Genomic DNA, 16448 nt, shown 5'->3' on the forward strand with positions numbered 1-16448 from the left:
TTCTTTTATTTAGAGGCTACTTTTTCTTTGGACTCCATCGTTTCTTTCATCCGCTGTTGGTCACGCTCTAATACCGGCTTTAAATAGTTACCGGTATAGGATGCTTCTTCTTTTGCAATTTGTTCAGGAGTGCCAGAGGCAATGATTTGTCCACCGCGGGCCCCTCCCTCAGGTCCTAGATCAATTAAATGATCGGCTGTTTTTATAACATCTAAATTATGCTCAATGATTAATACACTATCTCCATTGTCAACCAGTCGATGTAATACCCTGAGTAATCGATCAATATCATCTGCATGTAAACCAGTCGTTGGCTCGTCTAAAATATAAAATGACTTCCCGTTCGACCTGCGATGCAGCTCGCTAGCTAATTTCACTCGTTGCGCTTCCCCACCTGATAACGTAGTGGCAGGTTGACCAAGTTTAACATAACCTAATCCTACATCGTAGATTGTCTGCAGTTTACGTTTAATTTTAGGGATATTTGCAAAGAATTCTAGCGCTTCTTCCACTGTTAACTCTAATACTTCTGAAATGTTTTTTCCCTTATATTTTACTTCCAATGTTTCTCGATTATAACGACTGCCATGGCATACCTCACAAGGTACATATACATCAGGAAGGAAATGCATCCCAATCTTTATAATGCCATCTCCACGACAAGCTTCACAACGGCCGCCTTTCACATTAAAACTGAAACGTCCTTTTTTGTAACCACGAACCTTTGCTTCATTTGTTTGAGCAAATACATCTCGAATATCATCAAATACGCCTGTATATGTTGCTGGATTAGATCTTGGAGTTCTTCCAATTGGCGATTGATCAATATCAATGACTTTATCAATATTCTCTATCCCTTTGATTTTCTTATGTTTTCCAGGCTTAACCTTCGCACGATGCAATTCTTTGGCTAATGACTTGTATAATACTTCATTGACGAGTGTACTTTTTCCAGACCCAGATACGCCTGTTACAACAGTCATTAAGCCGATCGGAAATTTCGCTGTAACTTTCTGCAAATTATTTTCCTCTGCTCCGACTACTTCAATCGCACGCTTATCTTTTTTTCGGCGCTTGGTAGGTAAAGGAATAAATTTCTCACCAGCTAAATACTGACCAGTTAAGGATTGCTTCTGTTTCATTACGTTTTCTGGTGTGCCGCTAGCAACAATCTCTCCACCATGCTCACCAGCACCTGGCCCAATATCTATTAGCCAATCGGCTGCTAGCATCGTATCCTCGTCATGTTCTACCACGATCAACGTATTATCTAAATCACGCATTCGCTTCAATGATGCAATTAATCGATCATTATCACGCTGATGTAAACCAATCGAGGGTTCATCTAACACATACAAGACTCCTGTTAATGCAGAACCTATTTGAGTCGCTAACCGTATACGCTGTGCTTCACCACCCGATAAAGTTCCTGATGCACGTGACAATGTTAAATAATCCAATCCTACATTATTCAAGAAATCCAAGCGATTATCGATTTCCTTTAAAATCATTTTAGCTATTTTAGCTTCCTTCTCAGAAAAGTCTACCGTATTAAAAAACTGTTTTGCTTCTACAATCGAATTATCTGTTACTTGACTAATATGCTTTCCATTGATAAGTACAGCTAGTGCACCTTCTTTTAAACGGTGTCCTTTACATGTCGGACAATTTTTTTGTGACATATATTTTTCTAGTGTTTCACGAATGAAATCAGAAGAGGTCTCTCGGTATCTCCGTTCGACATTATTGATAACTCCTTCAAATACAACATGACTATCACGAACACTACCAAAATCATTCACATAATGAAAATGTATTTTTTCCTTTCCACTTCCATATAAGATTTTTTCCATTTTCTCTTTCGGTATATCCTTCACAGCCTTATTCATATCAATATCATAATGTTCACAAACACTCTTCAAAAGCTGTGGATAATATTGGGAGCTAATTGGCTCCCATGGAGCAATAGCATGTTCTGTTAATGATTTCGTCCAATCGGGAATAATTAAATCTAAATCTACTTCTAAATTGGTACCTAATCCATCACAAGTCGGACATGCACCGAATGGGCTGTTAAACGAAAACAACCGCGGCTCCAATTCTCCAATTGAAAAACCACAAATAGGACATGCATGGTTCTCACTAAAGGTTATTTCTTCATCTCCTATGATATCAACAATGATATTCCCTTCTCCTAAAGACAAGGCTGTTTCAATGGAGTCACTGAGGCGGCCTGCTATCCCCTCTTTTACAACAATTCGATCGATGACTACTTCAATGGAATGTTTTTTATTCTTTTCTAATCTTATATCTTCCGTAACTTCACGCATTTCCTTATCAACACGAATCCGAACATACCCTTCTTGCTTCAATCTTTCGAATACCTTTACATGTTCTCCCTTTCTCCCTGAAACAACTGGAGCAAGGATTTGCATTTTTGTCCGTTCCGGGTATTCCATAATTCGATCAACCATTTGCTGAACCGTCTGTGAAGATATTTCAATGCCATGTTTAGGACAAGTCGGATGCCCGACCCTTGCGTAAAGCAAGCGCAAATAATCATATATTTCCGTAACGGTCCCTACAGTTGATCTAGGGTTTTTACTAGTTGTTTTTTGGTCAATTGAAATTGCAGGTGACAACCCGTCAATGGCATCAACATCTGGCTTATCCATTTGGCCAAGGAATTGTCTTGCATACGCAGAAAGAGATTCTACATATCTCCGTTGTCCCTCTGCATAGATCGTATCAAATGCTAACGAAGATTTCCCTGAACCGGAAAGACCTGTGAGTACAACTAATTTATTTTTAGGAATTGTAACATCGACATTCTTTAAATTATGAGCCCTGGCACCTTGAATATTAATTGATTTACTAGGCATTTCATCACCTTCCTGCTTTTAGTTCAAGTAGAATATCACGAAGCTCTGCAGCCTTTTCGAAATCTAGAGCTTTTGCAGCGTCTTTCATTTCTTTTTCCATTTGTTCGATTACCTTATCTTTATCTTCAGATGCTAACTTACTAATACTTTTGGTTTTTCCATCATCATAGTCTGCCTGCTCTTCTGCAGCAACGGTTGCTTTTATAACATCACGAACATCTTTTTTAATCGTCATTGGTGTAATATCATGCGCTTCATTATAGGCCATTTGTTTCTGACGACGGCGGTTGGTTTCTTCTATTGCTATTTGCATCGAGTTCGTTATTTTATCAGCATACATAATAACCATCCCATTTTCATTACGAGCTGCGCGTCCCATCGTTTGAATAAGAGAGCGCTCAGAACGTAAAAATCCTTCCTTGTCTGCATCTAAGATAGTTACAAGTGATACTTCCGGAATATCCAGGCCTTCCCTAAGTAAATTAATCCCAACAAGAACATCGTATTTACCAACCCTTAGATCTCGAATTACTTCTATTCGCTCTAATGTTTTTATTTCAGAATGTAGATAAGCAACTTTAATGCCGATCTCTTTCAAATAATCCGTAAGGTCCTCTGACATTTTTTTCGTTAACGTCGTCACAAGAACACGTTCATTTCGTTTGGTACGGTTATTAATTTCTCCGATTAAATCATCAATTTGTCCTTCTATTGGACGCACATCTACAACTGGATCTAATAATCCAGTTGGTCTGATAATTTGTTCTGTCATCTCTGGTGAATGCTCTTCTTCATATGGACCAGGCGTAGCAGATACATAGACAAGCTGATTGGTAGCTTTCTCAAATTCTTCAAATTTCAATGGCCGATTGTCCAATGCAGAAGGGAGTCTAAATCCGTGATCTACTAAAACTTGTTTTCTTGCTTGGTCACCATTATACATTCCACGAATTTGCGGTAAGGTAACATGTGATTCATCAACAACCACTAAATAATCTTCAGGGAAGAAATCAAGTAAGGTATAAGGTGTTGCTCCGCTTTCACGAAGCGTCAAATGGCGTGAATAATTCTCAATCCCTGAACAAAAACCCATTTCATTCATCATTTCCAGATCATAATGTGTACGTTGTTCCAACCGCTGCGCTTCCAATAATTTATCTTGTTCTCGTAATTCCTTTAACCGTTCCTCTAATTCCTGCTCGATATTTTTAATGGCTACTTTCATCTTTTCTTCTCTTGTAACGAAGTGAGAAGCAGGGAAGATTGCAATATGTTCCCGATCGCCAATAATTTCCCCAGTCAAGGCATCGACTTCACGAATTCTGTCAATTTCATCTCCAAAGAATTCGATACGAATACAATGCTCTTCCTTTGAGGCAGGGATTACTTCAACAGAATCGCCACGTACCCGAAACGTACCACGTTGGAAGTTAATGTCATTTCGCGCATATTGAATATCAACAAGTTCACGCAAAAGTTGATCTCTATCTTTTTCCATGCCTGTACGTATGGATAGAACCTGACTCTTATATTCTTCTGGAGAACCTAACCCGTATATACAAGATACACTCGCAACAATTAATACATCATTCCGTTCAAAAAGCGCTGAGGTTGCGGAGTGTCGTAATTTATCTATCTCATCATTAATACTTGCGTCTTTTTCTATAAATGTGTCTGTAGAAGGGACATAAGCCTCTGGCTGATAATAATCATAATAGCTGACAAAGTATTCGACAGCATTATTAGGAAAGAATTCTTTAAATTCACTATATAGTTGCCCAGCTAATGTTTTATTGTGGGCAATCACTAAAGTTGGTCGATTTATTTCTTTAACAACATTAGACATTGTAAATGTTTTTCCAGTGCCTGTTGCTCCCAATAATGTTTGATGACGCTGACCAGCCTTTACTTTCTCGACTATCTCTTTAATTGCATTTGGCTGATCGCCACGTGGTTCATAACTTGCCACCAGTTCAAACTTATTTTCCACTAGAAACTCCTCCGATCCTAATAACTACAACTATAATATCACACTTTCCATACATTTTAACACAAAAACGAACAGATATTCGATTATTTTGCTTTTCCTTCTTCTTCTAGCATTCCCTTAACACGAAATCAGGAACCATTCTATTCTAATAAAAAATCATTAGCATAGGATTGCCAATGATTTTAACTGTTCATGATTCGTTGTATTAGTTCTCCAATTGTTTGGTTTATTCGTTCTTCATCGTACCTTTTTAATTGATTCATAAAATAGCTATCATTACCTTCCATAAAATAACGATTTATTTGTGTTTCAAGTGCTTCTTCACCTAATTGATGTATTAAACCTAATTGAGATAATTCCTGCACATTTATTTTTTCTTGGCCAGGTAATGCATTGTAAATAAAGATCGGCTTCTTTTTTATTAAACATTCGCTAATTGTTACCCCGCCGGGTTTCGTGATGACAGCGTCTACCTTTTGATAAAGCTCATTCATTTCTTGCTTTGATTCGATATATGGAATAGGAGTGATCATCGGTAGTTGCTTTTGTAATAAATGTTGATATAATTGGCGATTCTGCCCACACAAAATATATAGATGCCATTGTGTAGGCAAATTACCAGAAGATAATAACTCATTCATTCTCCCCGTTCCAAGGCTGCCTCCTGTAACAAGGAGGGATTGACGAAATGCTGTCTGTACTCTGCTTTGACGGAAGACGGGATGAACTGGTATACCAGTTACAAAAATAGCATCTTCTCTAACTCCTAAACGAATCAAGAAATCCCTTACGGATACGGAGGGAACAAAATGAAAATCAATTCCATTAATCCCCCATAATCGATTAATAAAAAAATCAGTGTACACATTCACCGTAATGGCTGACAACTTTTTCTTTTGTTTTAATACACTAGCCATATTAGAGGGTAAAGCATGGGTAAAAAATAAAATTTCAGGATTTGTATCCTTTATTAGTTTATCTAAGAATGGTCGAAATAAGAGTTCGTAATGAAAATGACGGGTACGCTTTGTTGCCTTTTTAAATGCTAGTTGTTGATATAATCGATCATAAGAATCAGGAAAGTACTTTATCCAATTTGTATAAATGGAGGAAACAACTGCCTCTAGATTTCCATAGCTATAGGCTAATAAATCCAATTTAATCGATCTTTTTTGAGGATAAACCTGGTTATATTCTGTCATGAGCGTATCAGCTACATGATGATGTCCACTTGGAATTTGCAAAAAGGGAAGAAATAACGCTTCTGTATCTGATAATCGATTCATAATAAACTCCACCCAATAGACAAATTACTTCGTATTTGTCCCGTATTTGTTCAATAATTTATTTTTTGACATAAATAGATAAACAGGTTCTATACCTTTGTTGGAAGCTAATAGGTTTATTGGTAATAAGGTTGCTTTTTTATACATCCGATAATAACGATTGCATAGAGCTGATTTTTCAAATCCAAGTCTTTCTGCTCCCCGACATAAACTTGTTATCCCAATGATTCCTTTTATTTGTCTGCTGCTTGGATGGCTTTGTAAAAACATGGCTAAATTTGGCATCGCTTGTTTTATGCTATGATAAATGAAAACAGCTCGTTTCATTTCGTTTGGAATGGTGCTCAATTCCTTAATCAATTTTACATTATGAAGATGGATTTTTACTAACACATCATTTTTTTCGATGATGGTACCATCTGATAGTACAATTCTCGCTCCTTTATACTTTGTAAGGCGTACACGTAGAAGGGTTTTTTGCTGATTCGTATCCGCAACATACCTTAAACGTGTACATGCAAAATAAATTGGATCAACACTTCCCCAGAACCCTAATAAATACTCTCTCATTGGCATTTTACTCCACTCCAAAATATCACTTTTTATTATTTTGGATGAATTTATTAATAATATAAAAGGAAGTTTTTGGCTTCCTAATGGTCCACACCTACTTTCCTTTTCCCTTATACTGTTCAACCAATGCAATAATAAAAGATTTCATATCAACAATTCGAGAGAAACGTGGCTTCATCTTTGTACCGGCAATGATGAGTGGTACAAGCGATTCTTGTTTATGCAATGATCCATGTGCAGCTCCACTTAGGTGAAATGGTGTAGATTGCGCTTTAAATTCACAACCAGGTTTCGCATTTACGACAATACAATTTGCTTGTTGCGAAAACAAAGCTCCATATAAACGAGCAAGCGCATCAGGAAAATCCCCATATTGCAGCTTATTCCCTTGCCATGATATATCTAACAGGTCAAGCCTCCCTTCTAAACTCCAAAATTGACCATAAACATCTTGATCTTCTCCATTTGGATGAAAGGTTAATCTTCCTTTATTCATGCCTGATTCTACATAGACAGACCCTTTTTCCTTCCATGCGATAACATCAATTCGATGATCATGTTTTAATTGTTTAATAATCGCATGTGTCTGCACCTTATCATCTAATTTATAAATATAAGCCATGCGTTGATTAACACAAAAAGCCAGTTGGTCTTTCTTTTGTATGGAACGCTGAATTTTAGCGATGCGGTACTTGGTCAAAACCTTTCGTAAATCAATTACCACATCTTTATATTTAATCCCTGTTGCAGAATGGCCATTATCGCCAATAACAATCCAAATAGATTGTTTAATTGCCTCATTCCAATCCGAGTACATGTTTAAGATTTTTTGGATTTGACGATCCACCTTAACTATGCCTTTGATATCCATCGGTCCTTTAAAATGTAATCGTGCATCCATATCTTGAAAGATACAAAAAGTAAACGCTGGTAATTTATTTTTTCGTATTAAGTAACGAAGTTCTCTAGCGGTATATTTAAGATTACCAGCAGCGATCTGTGGGGTAAAACCCGTAGGTCGGATCTTGGAAAATGTCCCTAAAGAAAAAAGCGAGGTAGCTTGGGTGGACCATTCTCCGTTTTTAAAATATGTAAAGGCGCTTAGAAATCGAGGTGTTTTTAATCGATGTGGGACATTCCCCCTGTAGACAAACGAATTAATGGAACCAGAGGATATCCCCTCTTTAGCTAACTCTTCATAAATCGTACTTACATGATGACTTAAATGTTCATTATTCAAAGCATATAACATTTGATGTATCGACCTTCGCATGCCTAAGCGAAATGTCTCACGAAACCCTGTCCCATAATTAACAAACTGGTTTTTCTCCATATCGAACCAACTTAACCCAGGTATATGATGCTGATCAGCATACGTTCCGGTTAATAAACTACTATCAATCGTTACAGACATCGTAGGAAATGAACTAACCATTGCCGGATCATACAAGCCATTTTCCATTAAAAATTGAAGTGCTGGAGCACGACCAGTTTGAACGGCAAGTTCCAGGGGATGAGCCATTAATGAATCAATATTTAATAAAATAATAGGTTTTTTCTCCATGTTCTTCCACCCTTACACAGTTAATAACGCGCTTGTCCTTTGTTAATATGAACAACGCAGACGTTAATATACATGGACAATTTCACTCTATACAAAATGAAAAAAACCCCATTAAATAATAGGGTTTATCCTGTCAATCAAACATTATACTGCACCACATATCGATGGATTTCTGTTTGATAATAAGCTGTTGAATATTCGACTAACGTTTCATCTATATTATAGGAATACCTCATTCTTTTTAGTAATGGTTTTTGATCGACCATTAATTTAGATGCTACTTTATCAGAAGGAATTTCTACATCGAATTCATCGTTAAAACGATTCATAACTAACCCCTTCTCATAAAGTAATTCATAGAGTGAACCTTGAAATACTTCTAAATCTAAGGCTAAATGAGCAGTTATCGGAAAATAGTGAGTTAAATAAATATACGGCTGGTCATTTAACAAATATAGACGTTCTAAACAATAACATGCTTCTCCCATATGCTGTTGAAGAAATGGATTATCCTTCGTACGTACAGTAGAAATATTTATAGCTTCTTTTTTTAAATCAAATCCTTCCTTTATTAACAACTCTGAAAAATTCTGCCCTCTTGAAAGTTTCGGGGCAACTTTATTATCAATAACCTTGGTACCTATACCACTTCTTTTCTCTACATATCCTTCATTGGCTAACTGTTCAACAGCTTTGCGAATGGTTATTTTGCTTACAGAAAATTCTTGCTCAAGTACAGGCTCAGAAGGAATTAATTCATTTTTCGGATAATAGCCGCTAATAATTCTCTCCTTTAAAATATCTTTCACCTGAAAATATAAAGGTCCTTTTTTAGATGTTAGCTTCATAAAATCATCCCTTATCAGACTTCTTATCGCTTCTACCACAGATCTATTTTACTATAAATAATCGTTTTAACAAGAAAGATAAGCCTGATTCTTCGTATGTATGCGTGACAAGGCATCACTACGAGCTTGTGAGCCTTGCCATATTGGAATACCACTTAAATGAATATATCAATAATTAAAACCAATCCAAAAGCAATAAACGATAATAACGTTTCCAGGACTGTCCAGGTTTTAAAAGTCTCTTTTACTGTTAATCCAAGGTACTCTTTTACTAACCAAAAGCCGGCATCATTTACATGAGACAGCATAAGTGAGCCTGCTCCGGTTGCTATAACTAGTAATTCTAAATTAACACCTGACATATTTGCAATAACAGGCGATACAATTCCTGCAGCAGTAGTAAGTGCTACGGTTGCTGAACCGGTAGCTACTCGAATTAATCCTGCAACTACAAAAGCTAATACAATTGGAGATAGAGAAAAGTGCTGTGCCATTTGAGCAATCGTCTCCCCAACGCCACTTTCAATCAGAATTTCTTTAAATCCACCACCTGCGCCAATAATTAATATAATGGAACCAATAGGCAGTATGCATTCATCTGTTAATTTCTTGATTAACTGCTTATCCATCCCTTGTCGAAAACCAAGCAAATAATATGCTGCAAAGCAGGCAAGTAACAGTGCTATTACAGGACTTCCAATAAACACTAGAAATTCTGTAAATACGTCAGGTAATTCCAAGTAAGGTGCAAAAACAGATAGCAAGATTAATAGAATCGGCATTAAAATAATGAAAAATGAAACTCCAATACTAGGTAATTGTTGGGACGGTGATTCTGGACGAACAACGCTTGGCTCCCCTTTTGGAGCAACACGCTTATGTATCCACTTTGCAAAGAGTGGTCCTGCTATAATTGCTGGAGGAAGTGCAATGATGAGTGAATATAAAAGTACACTTCCTAAATTCGCACCATAAATGCTTATTGCGGTCATCGCTCCTGGATGAGGAGGTACGATACCATGTACAATGGATAAACCAGCAATTACTGGCAATCCAATCAACAATATATTTTGATTTGTCTTCTTTCGAATCGCAATGACCAGTGGCAATAATATAACAATTCCTACCTCAAAAAATACAGGTATCCCGATAATAAAACCTGAAAACAGCATCGCCCAGGGCAGTTTTTTCTCCCCAAAGAGTCGCACAAAGTAATTAGCTATTTGTACGCCCGCACCAGAATCCGACATCATCTTTCCTAAAATAGTACCGAAAGCTAGGATTCCGACTAAATGTCCTAATACGCTTCCAACACCCGATTCATAAGCTGTAACAATTGAATCCATGGATAAACCAGACATAATTGCCAAGAACATACTTGCAACGGTTAAACTAATAAATGCATGCCAGTTCCACCATGATACACCCAAAATAACAATGACAATCGAAAGCAATGTAATAATTAACAAATATATATCCATCGAGTTTACCCCTTTGCTGTTAGTCATAAAGTTGTTTCATGTAACATCATAAAGCAATTGAACAAGGCGTCCTAAATGAAGAGGGATGCCTATCTTTTTAAATCCAAAGAAGCGTGATTCATCGCTTGGAAAATGTCATTTTCACTTGCTGTAGGTGTATCTCCCACAACCGTATGAGCGAGCATAGCCGCAACGGTTGCAAACGCAACGGTTTTCTCAGGTGAAAATCCGTTGATTTCTCCATGTAAAATCCCACTTGTGTATGCATCTCCTGCTCCAATTCGATCAAGTACTTGAAAAGATACAGGCTCAGCAAAAGTAAGTGAATTATCCTTATACATAAAACCCTGCAAGGAATGGAAATTTGCACTGTCGATGACGCGATGCGTCCCAGCGATAACTGGAATTTGATACGTTTGTGCAACGATAGGGAGGAGATCGATCAATTGCTCCTTCCGTTCTAGCTTATTTGTCTTTAATTCAAGAATATATTTTGCATCTTGTTCATTCATCATTACCAAGTCAGACAAATGGAGCATTTCCTCATAATGTGATTTCGCTTTTTTATACCCACCTTCTCCCCATAAAGATGGTCGATAATTACAGTCAAATACCACTTTTCCTCCATTTGCTTTCACTGCTTTAGCAAGCGATTTCATTTGACTTCGTACTTGATCATTCATTGCTAAGGTTATCCCGCAAAAATGAATGACATCGATCTCTTCAGCAATCTTCTGAAAATGATAGTTATCCGTTGTCGCTGTATTAAAGCTACTTTCTTGCCGATTACAGTAGGTAACTTGACTAGGACGTACTCCAAATCCATTTTCTAAAAAATACATTCCGAGATTTTCACCATTACGCGATATATACGAAGGTACAATACCTAGTTTTTGAATAAATGACATTGCAGCATCACCTATCGGATTTTTCGGCAATGTAGATATCATGTAACCTGTATGACCAAGGCGTGCTACTGCTGAAGTAACATTGACTCCAGTCCCGGAGAAGGAATAATTCAATGTCCTTCCTTGTGCTAAAGACTCATACCCCGGAACCTGAAGTCGCATCATGACTTCCCCAAATGCTGCAATGTGTTTACTCATCGCTATCAACTAATTTCTTTGTCATTTGGATTAACTCTGCTACATCATCCACCTTTGTCTTCCCTGTAGCCTTGTCAATAATCGATGAATAAACATGAGGGATAATCTTAGGTACGTTTGCTTCTAGAGCGATTTGTAAAAGGCTTTCATAATTTTCTTTATCGATACCACCTGTTGGCTCTAGTCCAAATCCTTCTTCTCCACATGCGTTTGCAACGGCCCGGTACTCTTCTTCATAACGTAAGCCTTTCATCGGGAAATATTTTAATGCATCCCCTCCCATATCACGTACTAGTCCAATTGCTGTCTTAATCGGAACGATTGCTTGTTCATGTTGGGAGGCGCTAATTGGGCCTGTAGAAATATTCACATAACCAACTTTTCCAGTCGGGGAAACCAATGCATTAATCCAACTATCCTCTCCTCCTAGCTTAGCTCGCGTTGCACCAACTGCCGGAAAAACTTGGTTAATATGACTCCCTGGATATTGGCTGGCTATTTCAGCAACAACAGCAGCTTGACGATTATCACCTGCCCCAAGACCAATGGATACCGCCTCATCAATTGCTTTCCCATACTCCTTCATAGCCGCCACGGCTTGTTCAACTGTTTCATAATTTTTTGAAAGCACGCCAATTAATACGTAGCCATACGCAGCTTCAAAAACCTCTTTGGCATTCTCTATATCATCTGCCAAAACATTTAGAGCAACTCTGTCTTTATAGAATCGTTTTTTTATTGTAGACATCTTTATTCTCCTCCAATGATTTCTTTTAATCTTGCAGCTATAATCTGAATATCATCAGCTTGTAGTGGTCGTGGATCAATATCAAAGAAACCTTGTCTTATCCCATAATCACGGGTATAAATTGCAATTTCCCCATTGCGTAATTGATCTACTACATTACTTGCATCTATCTTTGCTAATTCAGGGTTCACTAGTATTCGCGCCCGATAGATATTCCTTCCTGCTTCATCTTGAACAATAGTTACATCTACTCCAGTTAATTCACCTAAAGGAGTTAAAGCTTGCAACATTTCTTTTTCTTGTTCTGAATTATCTTCTTTATTGCCATACTCTTTTAATGCTTGAAGTAAACCAAAAGTTGTTTCCTTACCTACCTTCATGCTTCGCCCGATGCCATGCATTTGAACCTTTAACCAATCAATGTACTTACGCTTCCCTCCGACAATTCCAGAAGTTGGTCCTTCAATTGCTTTTGAACCACTATAGATGGCTAAATCCGAATAGCAAACATATTTTTGTAAATCTCCTTCAGCAGCTGCATCTACAATAAGTGGCACCCGTTTATCCTTTGCTATCTTCCACGTTTCCTCTACAGAGATCATATTTTTTTGTACAGCATGGTGCGATTTCACATAAAGAATAGCTGCCGTACGTTCCGAAACTGCTTCCTCTATATGTACAGCTTTCCCTTCATTTGCGTAGCCTGCCTCTACAAGCTTCCCGCCGCCAAGATAAACCATTGTTTCGATTGGAGCACCATACTGAACGTTATGACCTTTTAAGATAATTACTTCATTTTTACTTAGTTCATCTTGATGCAGTCGTTCACTTTTGCGCTGATTACCTTCTGTAACAAGTGCAGCTACAGAAAGTGCTATCCCACTGGATGCGGAATTCACAACGATCGCAGCTTCCGAACCAAGTATACTAGCTGCATAATCTCCCGCCTTATCTACTAAATCTGCTATTTCTACATAGTTTTGTCCGCCATATTTCATTGCTTCCATAACCGTATCACTTGGAGACGAAACACCAAGTATACTCATACGTCCACTTGCATTAATGACACGTTTCATTCCATACTTAGCATTCAATGATTTCCCCATTAATGATCACTCCTTTAGGTTGAATTTGTTTAGAATAGCTTCGTTGTTCCCCTTCAGAATCAGTTAGTGCTGTCTGTTTATCTTTAATTGTAAATAGCGTTAAATTTGTTCGGTCTCCTACTTTAATTCGACCAAGCTCCGGCTTATCAAGCCAGTTAGCTGCATGAATCGTTACAGCATCAATTACATCTTCTAGTGAATATCCTAAATATAAGAACTTTGTCAGCACATGGGCCATACTGTATACTGGACCATTTACTCGATTACCACGATAAATATCGGTACTTATCGTATTGAATTTTATACCGTGCTGCTTCGCTGCTTCTGCATACTTAAATGAAAAACTAGATGTCCCATGGCCAACGTCTAAATGAACCCCTCGATTCACGGCATCTGTCAAGACCTTTAACGGTTCTCCATTTGCTTGAAATAAATTATTGGATTTACCGTTTAAGAAATGGGTGATAACATCACCTGCTTTTAAACAAGGAATAATATCTTCAACCTTTGGTGGTGCTGAACCAATATGTACCATTAAAGGTAATGCTGTCTTATTCGAAAGTTCTCTTGCGATTTTAAGAGGTTTCATCCCACTTTCTCCTACTACGCTTTTGCTCATTCTAGCCTTCAACCCGATGACAATATCATGATGGGTTTGTGCAGCATGAATGGCCTTTGCTTGATCAATCCAATTCAAATTGGATAGTTCATCTACTCTCGCTAATCCAATACGAGAAACATTTAAAAAAGCAAATAAGTTGGTTTTTGCTTGTCTTTTACTAGCCGCTAAATCTGCTATTCTATCAGCACCACAGCTACCAGCATCAACAATAGTTGTTACTCCTTGTTTAACTCCAATTTGATCAACCTCATCTCCATAAGGATCAAATTCTGGAAAAGCATGAACATGCAGATCAATCCACCCACTAGATATATAGTATCCGGAATAGTCGTATACATTTTCTCCTTGACCATATCCAGCTTTTGCTATATCTATGATTCTTCCTTTTTCTACTACAATGTCGATTATCGTTTCATCAGTACGTTTTACATTACGTACTACAAATCGATCCTTCATCTCCATTCACCTTTTCTAATATTTATCGATTTAAGAAAAGCATATCATGAAATTCTCCATAAGTAAATATAACGTTATAATGTTTGATGAAATTAGATGATTTACATTCTGAACATTGTTCCTACAGTACGACCACAACTAAGTTGGCAAGTCGCTTACCAAAGGAACCCCCACATTTTCACTTAACTGCTATTATACTAGCCAAAACTACGAATCAGCTTATTCTAATACAGATTGTAATCAAATAAATAAAAACCGAACGAAACCGAATAGAAAGGAACAAATTCGAATTTCGTTCGGTTTTCTCTTAACTGGCATTTTTTTGTCCGACTTCCCGTTATTTCAAAAAATACAATCTGTTTTGCGATCAAACTGTACGATTAAATAGATTGAAAGACTCACTCCAAAAAAGAAAGTCACACCGGGTAATACATATAGTGATAGGATAAGACCTAAGAAAACGATCATATAAATAGCGTTATTTTTGGGATATAATAAAACAAGCATAAACGATTTCTTTATTTGTCCGATTATTTGTCCATTCAAATCAACTTGTCTGAAGAAATGAATCACACTTAACAATAGGAAACCTAACATCCCCAAAACCATCCATTTAAACAGTACATAATCGGGATGAATAATGACTAGATTTGTACTAATTAATAGGACCATTGCTTGCCAAAGCATACCTGCTTTATTCAATGAGAAAAACGATGTCATGTACACATGATGAAATTGCTGAAACAATGCTTTTGTCGTCGAAGTATCCGACTGAAAATCTTTCCAAATATGAAATAAGGCATAGGTGGCTGGGAAAATACCAAAGATGATACACCCGCAAACACTGAAAATTACCCAAAGTAGTTGTAAATATGCAAACCAATATAATTGTTGCAGTATATTCGTATATTTTTCTAAAATGACCCGCATTCATGACACCGCCCTTTATTGAATTAGCCTTTTACGGAACCTGCTACCATTCCTTTCATTATTTGCTCTTGGAAAAGAAGATACATAATAATGGTAGGTATAACTGCAATGGTCATTGCGGCCATTGTCAGCGCATAATCGGTACTGAAGCCGTCTGAGAAAATGGAAAGACTTAATGGAAGTGTTTTTAACGAATTGTCATTAATAAATACAAGCGCAAATACAAACTCATTCCAATACCTTAAAAAAGACAGTATTGCTACTGTAGACAATGCAGGTACACTTAAAGGAAGCATGATTCGAAAGAAAATTCCCCAATACCCTGTTCCATCGATGACAGCTGCTTCTTCTAAATCTTTTGGTATCGAACTCATATAAGCCACCGTCAAAAAGATCGCGATTGGAAGTTCGAAAGCAGTATACGGTAAAATCAACGCCCAATAAGTGTCCAGTAATCCAACTTGATTCATCATGGTAAACAGAGGCACTAATGTACTATGAATGGGAATTAGCATTCCTAACAAAAAGAACACCATTAAAAACGCCTTTAAACGAAAGGTAAACCGAGACAACACATATGCGGTTAACGCTCCAAGAAAAACAGTTAACGCAGTGGCTGATACGGTTACAATAACGGAATTAATCATGGCAGTTCCTAAGTCAGCCACTTCCCATGCTCTTGTGAAATTCCCCCAGGAAATACTTGTCGGAAAAGCATATGGTTCTGCAAAGAATTCCTCATTCGACTTAAATGAACTTGTAATTAACCAATATAGGGGATAGATCATCATTAGCGAAAATATGCTTAGAAATGTAACTTTTATTAAATGAAACCATCGTTTTTTCAATATCTATT

General features: G+C 37.3%; 13 protein-coding genes. All 13 read right to left on the reverse strand.

Annotation, left to right across the window (positions count from 1 at the left end; genetic code table 11):
• Positions 1-5: 5 nt before the first annotated feature.
• The 13 genes from uvrA to M948_RS24965 all read right to left on the reverse strand — a co-directional run bounded on the left by uvrA (position 6) and on the right by M948_RS24965 (position 16383).
• Positions 6-2882, reverse strand: a complete 2877-nt coding sequence (uvrA, locus tag M948_RS24905) for an excinuclease ABC subunit UvrA (protein WP_021289074.1) — start codon at positions 2880-2882, stop codon at positions 6-8.
• Between the two features lie 4 nt (positions 2883-2886).
• A complete protein-coding gene (gene uvrB / locus M948_RS24910; protein ID WP_021289075.1) occupies positions 2887-4872 on the reverse strand; it encodes an excinuclease ABC subunit UvrB in 1986 nt (661 codons plus the stop codon).
• Positions 4873-5054: 182 nt separating this feature from the next.
• On the reverse strand, positions 5055-6158 hold the full coding sequence (locus tag M948_RS24915; protein WP_021289076.1) for an MGDG synthase family glycosyltransferase: 1104 nt from the start codon (positions 6156-6158) through the stop codon (positions 5055-5057).
• A gap of 24 nt (positions 6159-6182) precedes the next feature.
• The gene (locus M948_RS24920; RefSeq protein WP_021289077.1) at positions 6183-6734 is read right to left on the reverse strand and encodes a YkoP family protein; all 552 of its coding nucleotides are present in this window, start codon (positions 6732-6734) and stop codon (positions 6183-6185) included.
• 91 nt (positions 6735-6825) lie between these two features.
• Positions 6826-8295, reverse strand: a complete 1470-nt coding sequence (locus tag M948_RS24925; protein ID WP_021289078.1) for an alkaline phosphatase family protein — start codon at positions 8293-8295, stop codon at positions 6826-6828.
• A gap of 137 nt (positions 8296-8432) precedes the next feature.
• On the reverse strand, positions 8433-9143 hold the full coding sequence (locus M948_RS24930; RefSeq protein ID WP_021289079.1) for a GntR family transcriptional regulator: 711 nt from the start codon (positions 9141-9143) through the stop codon (positions 8433-8435).
• Positions 9144-9298: 155 nt separating this feature from the next.
• Positions 9299-10624: a GntT/GntP/DsdX family permease gene (locus M948_RS24935; RefSeq protein ID WP_021289080.1), complete on the reverse strand. Its 1326-nt coding sequence runs from the start codon at positions 10622-10624 to the stop codon at positions 9299-9301.
• A gap of 89 nt (positions 10625-10713) precedes the next feature.
• Positions 10714-11730: a sugar kinase gene (locus M948_RS24940; RefSeq protein ID WP_031334979.1), complete on the reverse strand. Its 1017-nt coding sequence runs from the start codon at positions 11728-11730 to the stop codon at positions 10714-10716.
• Complete coding sequence (locus M948_RS24945) at positions 11723-12478, reverse strand: 2-dehydro-3-deoxy-phosphogluconate aldolase (RefSeq protein ID WP_021289082.1); 756 nt, start codon at positions 12476-12478, stop codon at positions 11723-11725. Before M948_RS24945 ends, M948_RS24940 begins: the two co-directional genes overlap by 8 nt.
• A gap of 2 nt (positions 12479-12480) precedes the next feature.
• Positions 12481-13584 (reverse strand): DgaE family pyridoxal phosphate-dependent ammonia lyase, encoded by a 1104-nt coding sequence (locus M948_RS24950; protein ID WP_021289083.1) that lies wholly within the window; start codon positions 13582-13584, stop codon positions 12481-12483.
• Entirely contained in the window at positions 13562-14662 is a 1101-nt protein-coding gene (locus M948_RS24955) for an amidohydrolase/deacetylase family metallohydrolase (RefSeq protein WP_021289084.1), read from the reverse strand. Before M948_RS24955 ends, M948_RS24950 begins: the two co-directional genes overlap by 23 nt.
• A 342-nt stretch (positions 14663-15004) precedes the next feature.
• Positions 15005-15592, reverse strand: a complete 588-nt coding sequence (locus M948_RS24960) for a DUF624 domain-containing protein (protein WP_021289085.1) — start codon at positions 15590-15592, stop codon at positions 15005-15007.
• A 23-nt stretch (positions 15593-15615) separates the two neighbouring features.
• Positions 15616-16383: a carbohydrate ABC transporter permease gene (locus M948_RS24965; protein ID WP_081674659.1), complete on the reverse strand. Its 768-nt coding sequence runs from the start codon at positions 16381-16383 to the stop codon at positions 15616-15618.
• Positions 16384-16448 lie beyond the last annotated feature (65 nt).

Origin of the sequence: Virgibacillus sp. CM-4 (genome assembly GCF_000445495.1) — a bacterium.
GTDB classification, from domain to species: domain Bacteria; phylum Bacillota; class Bacilli; order Bacillales; family Amphibacillaceae; genus Virgibacillus; species Virgibacillus salexigens.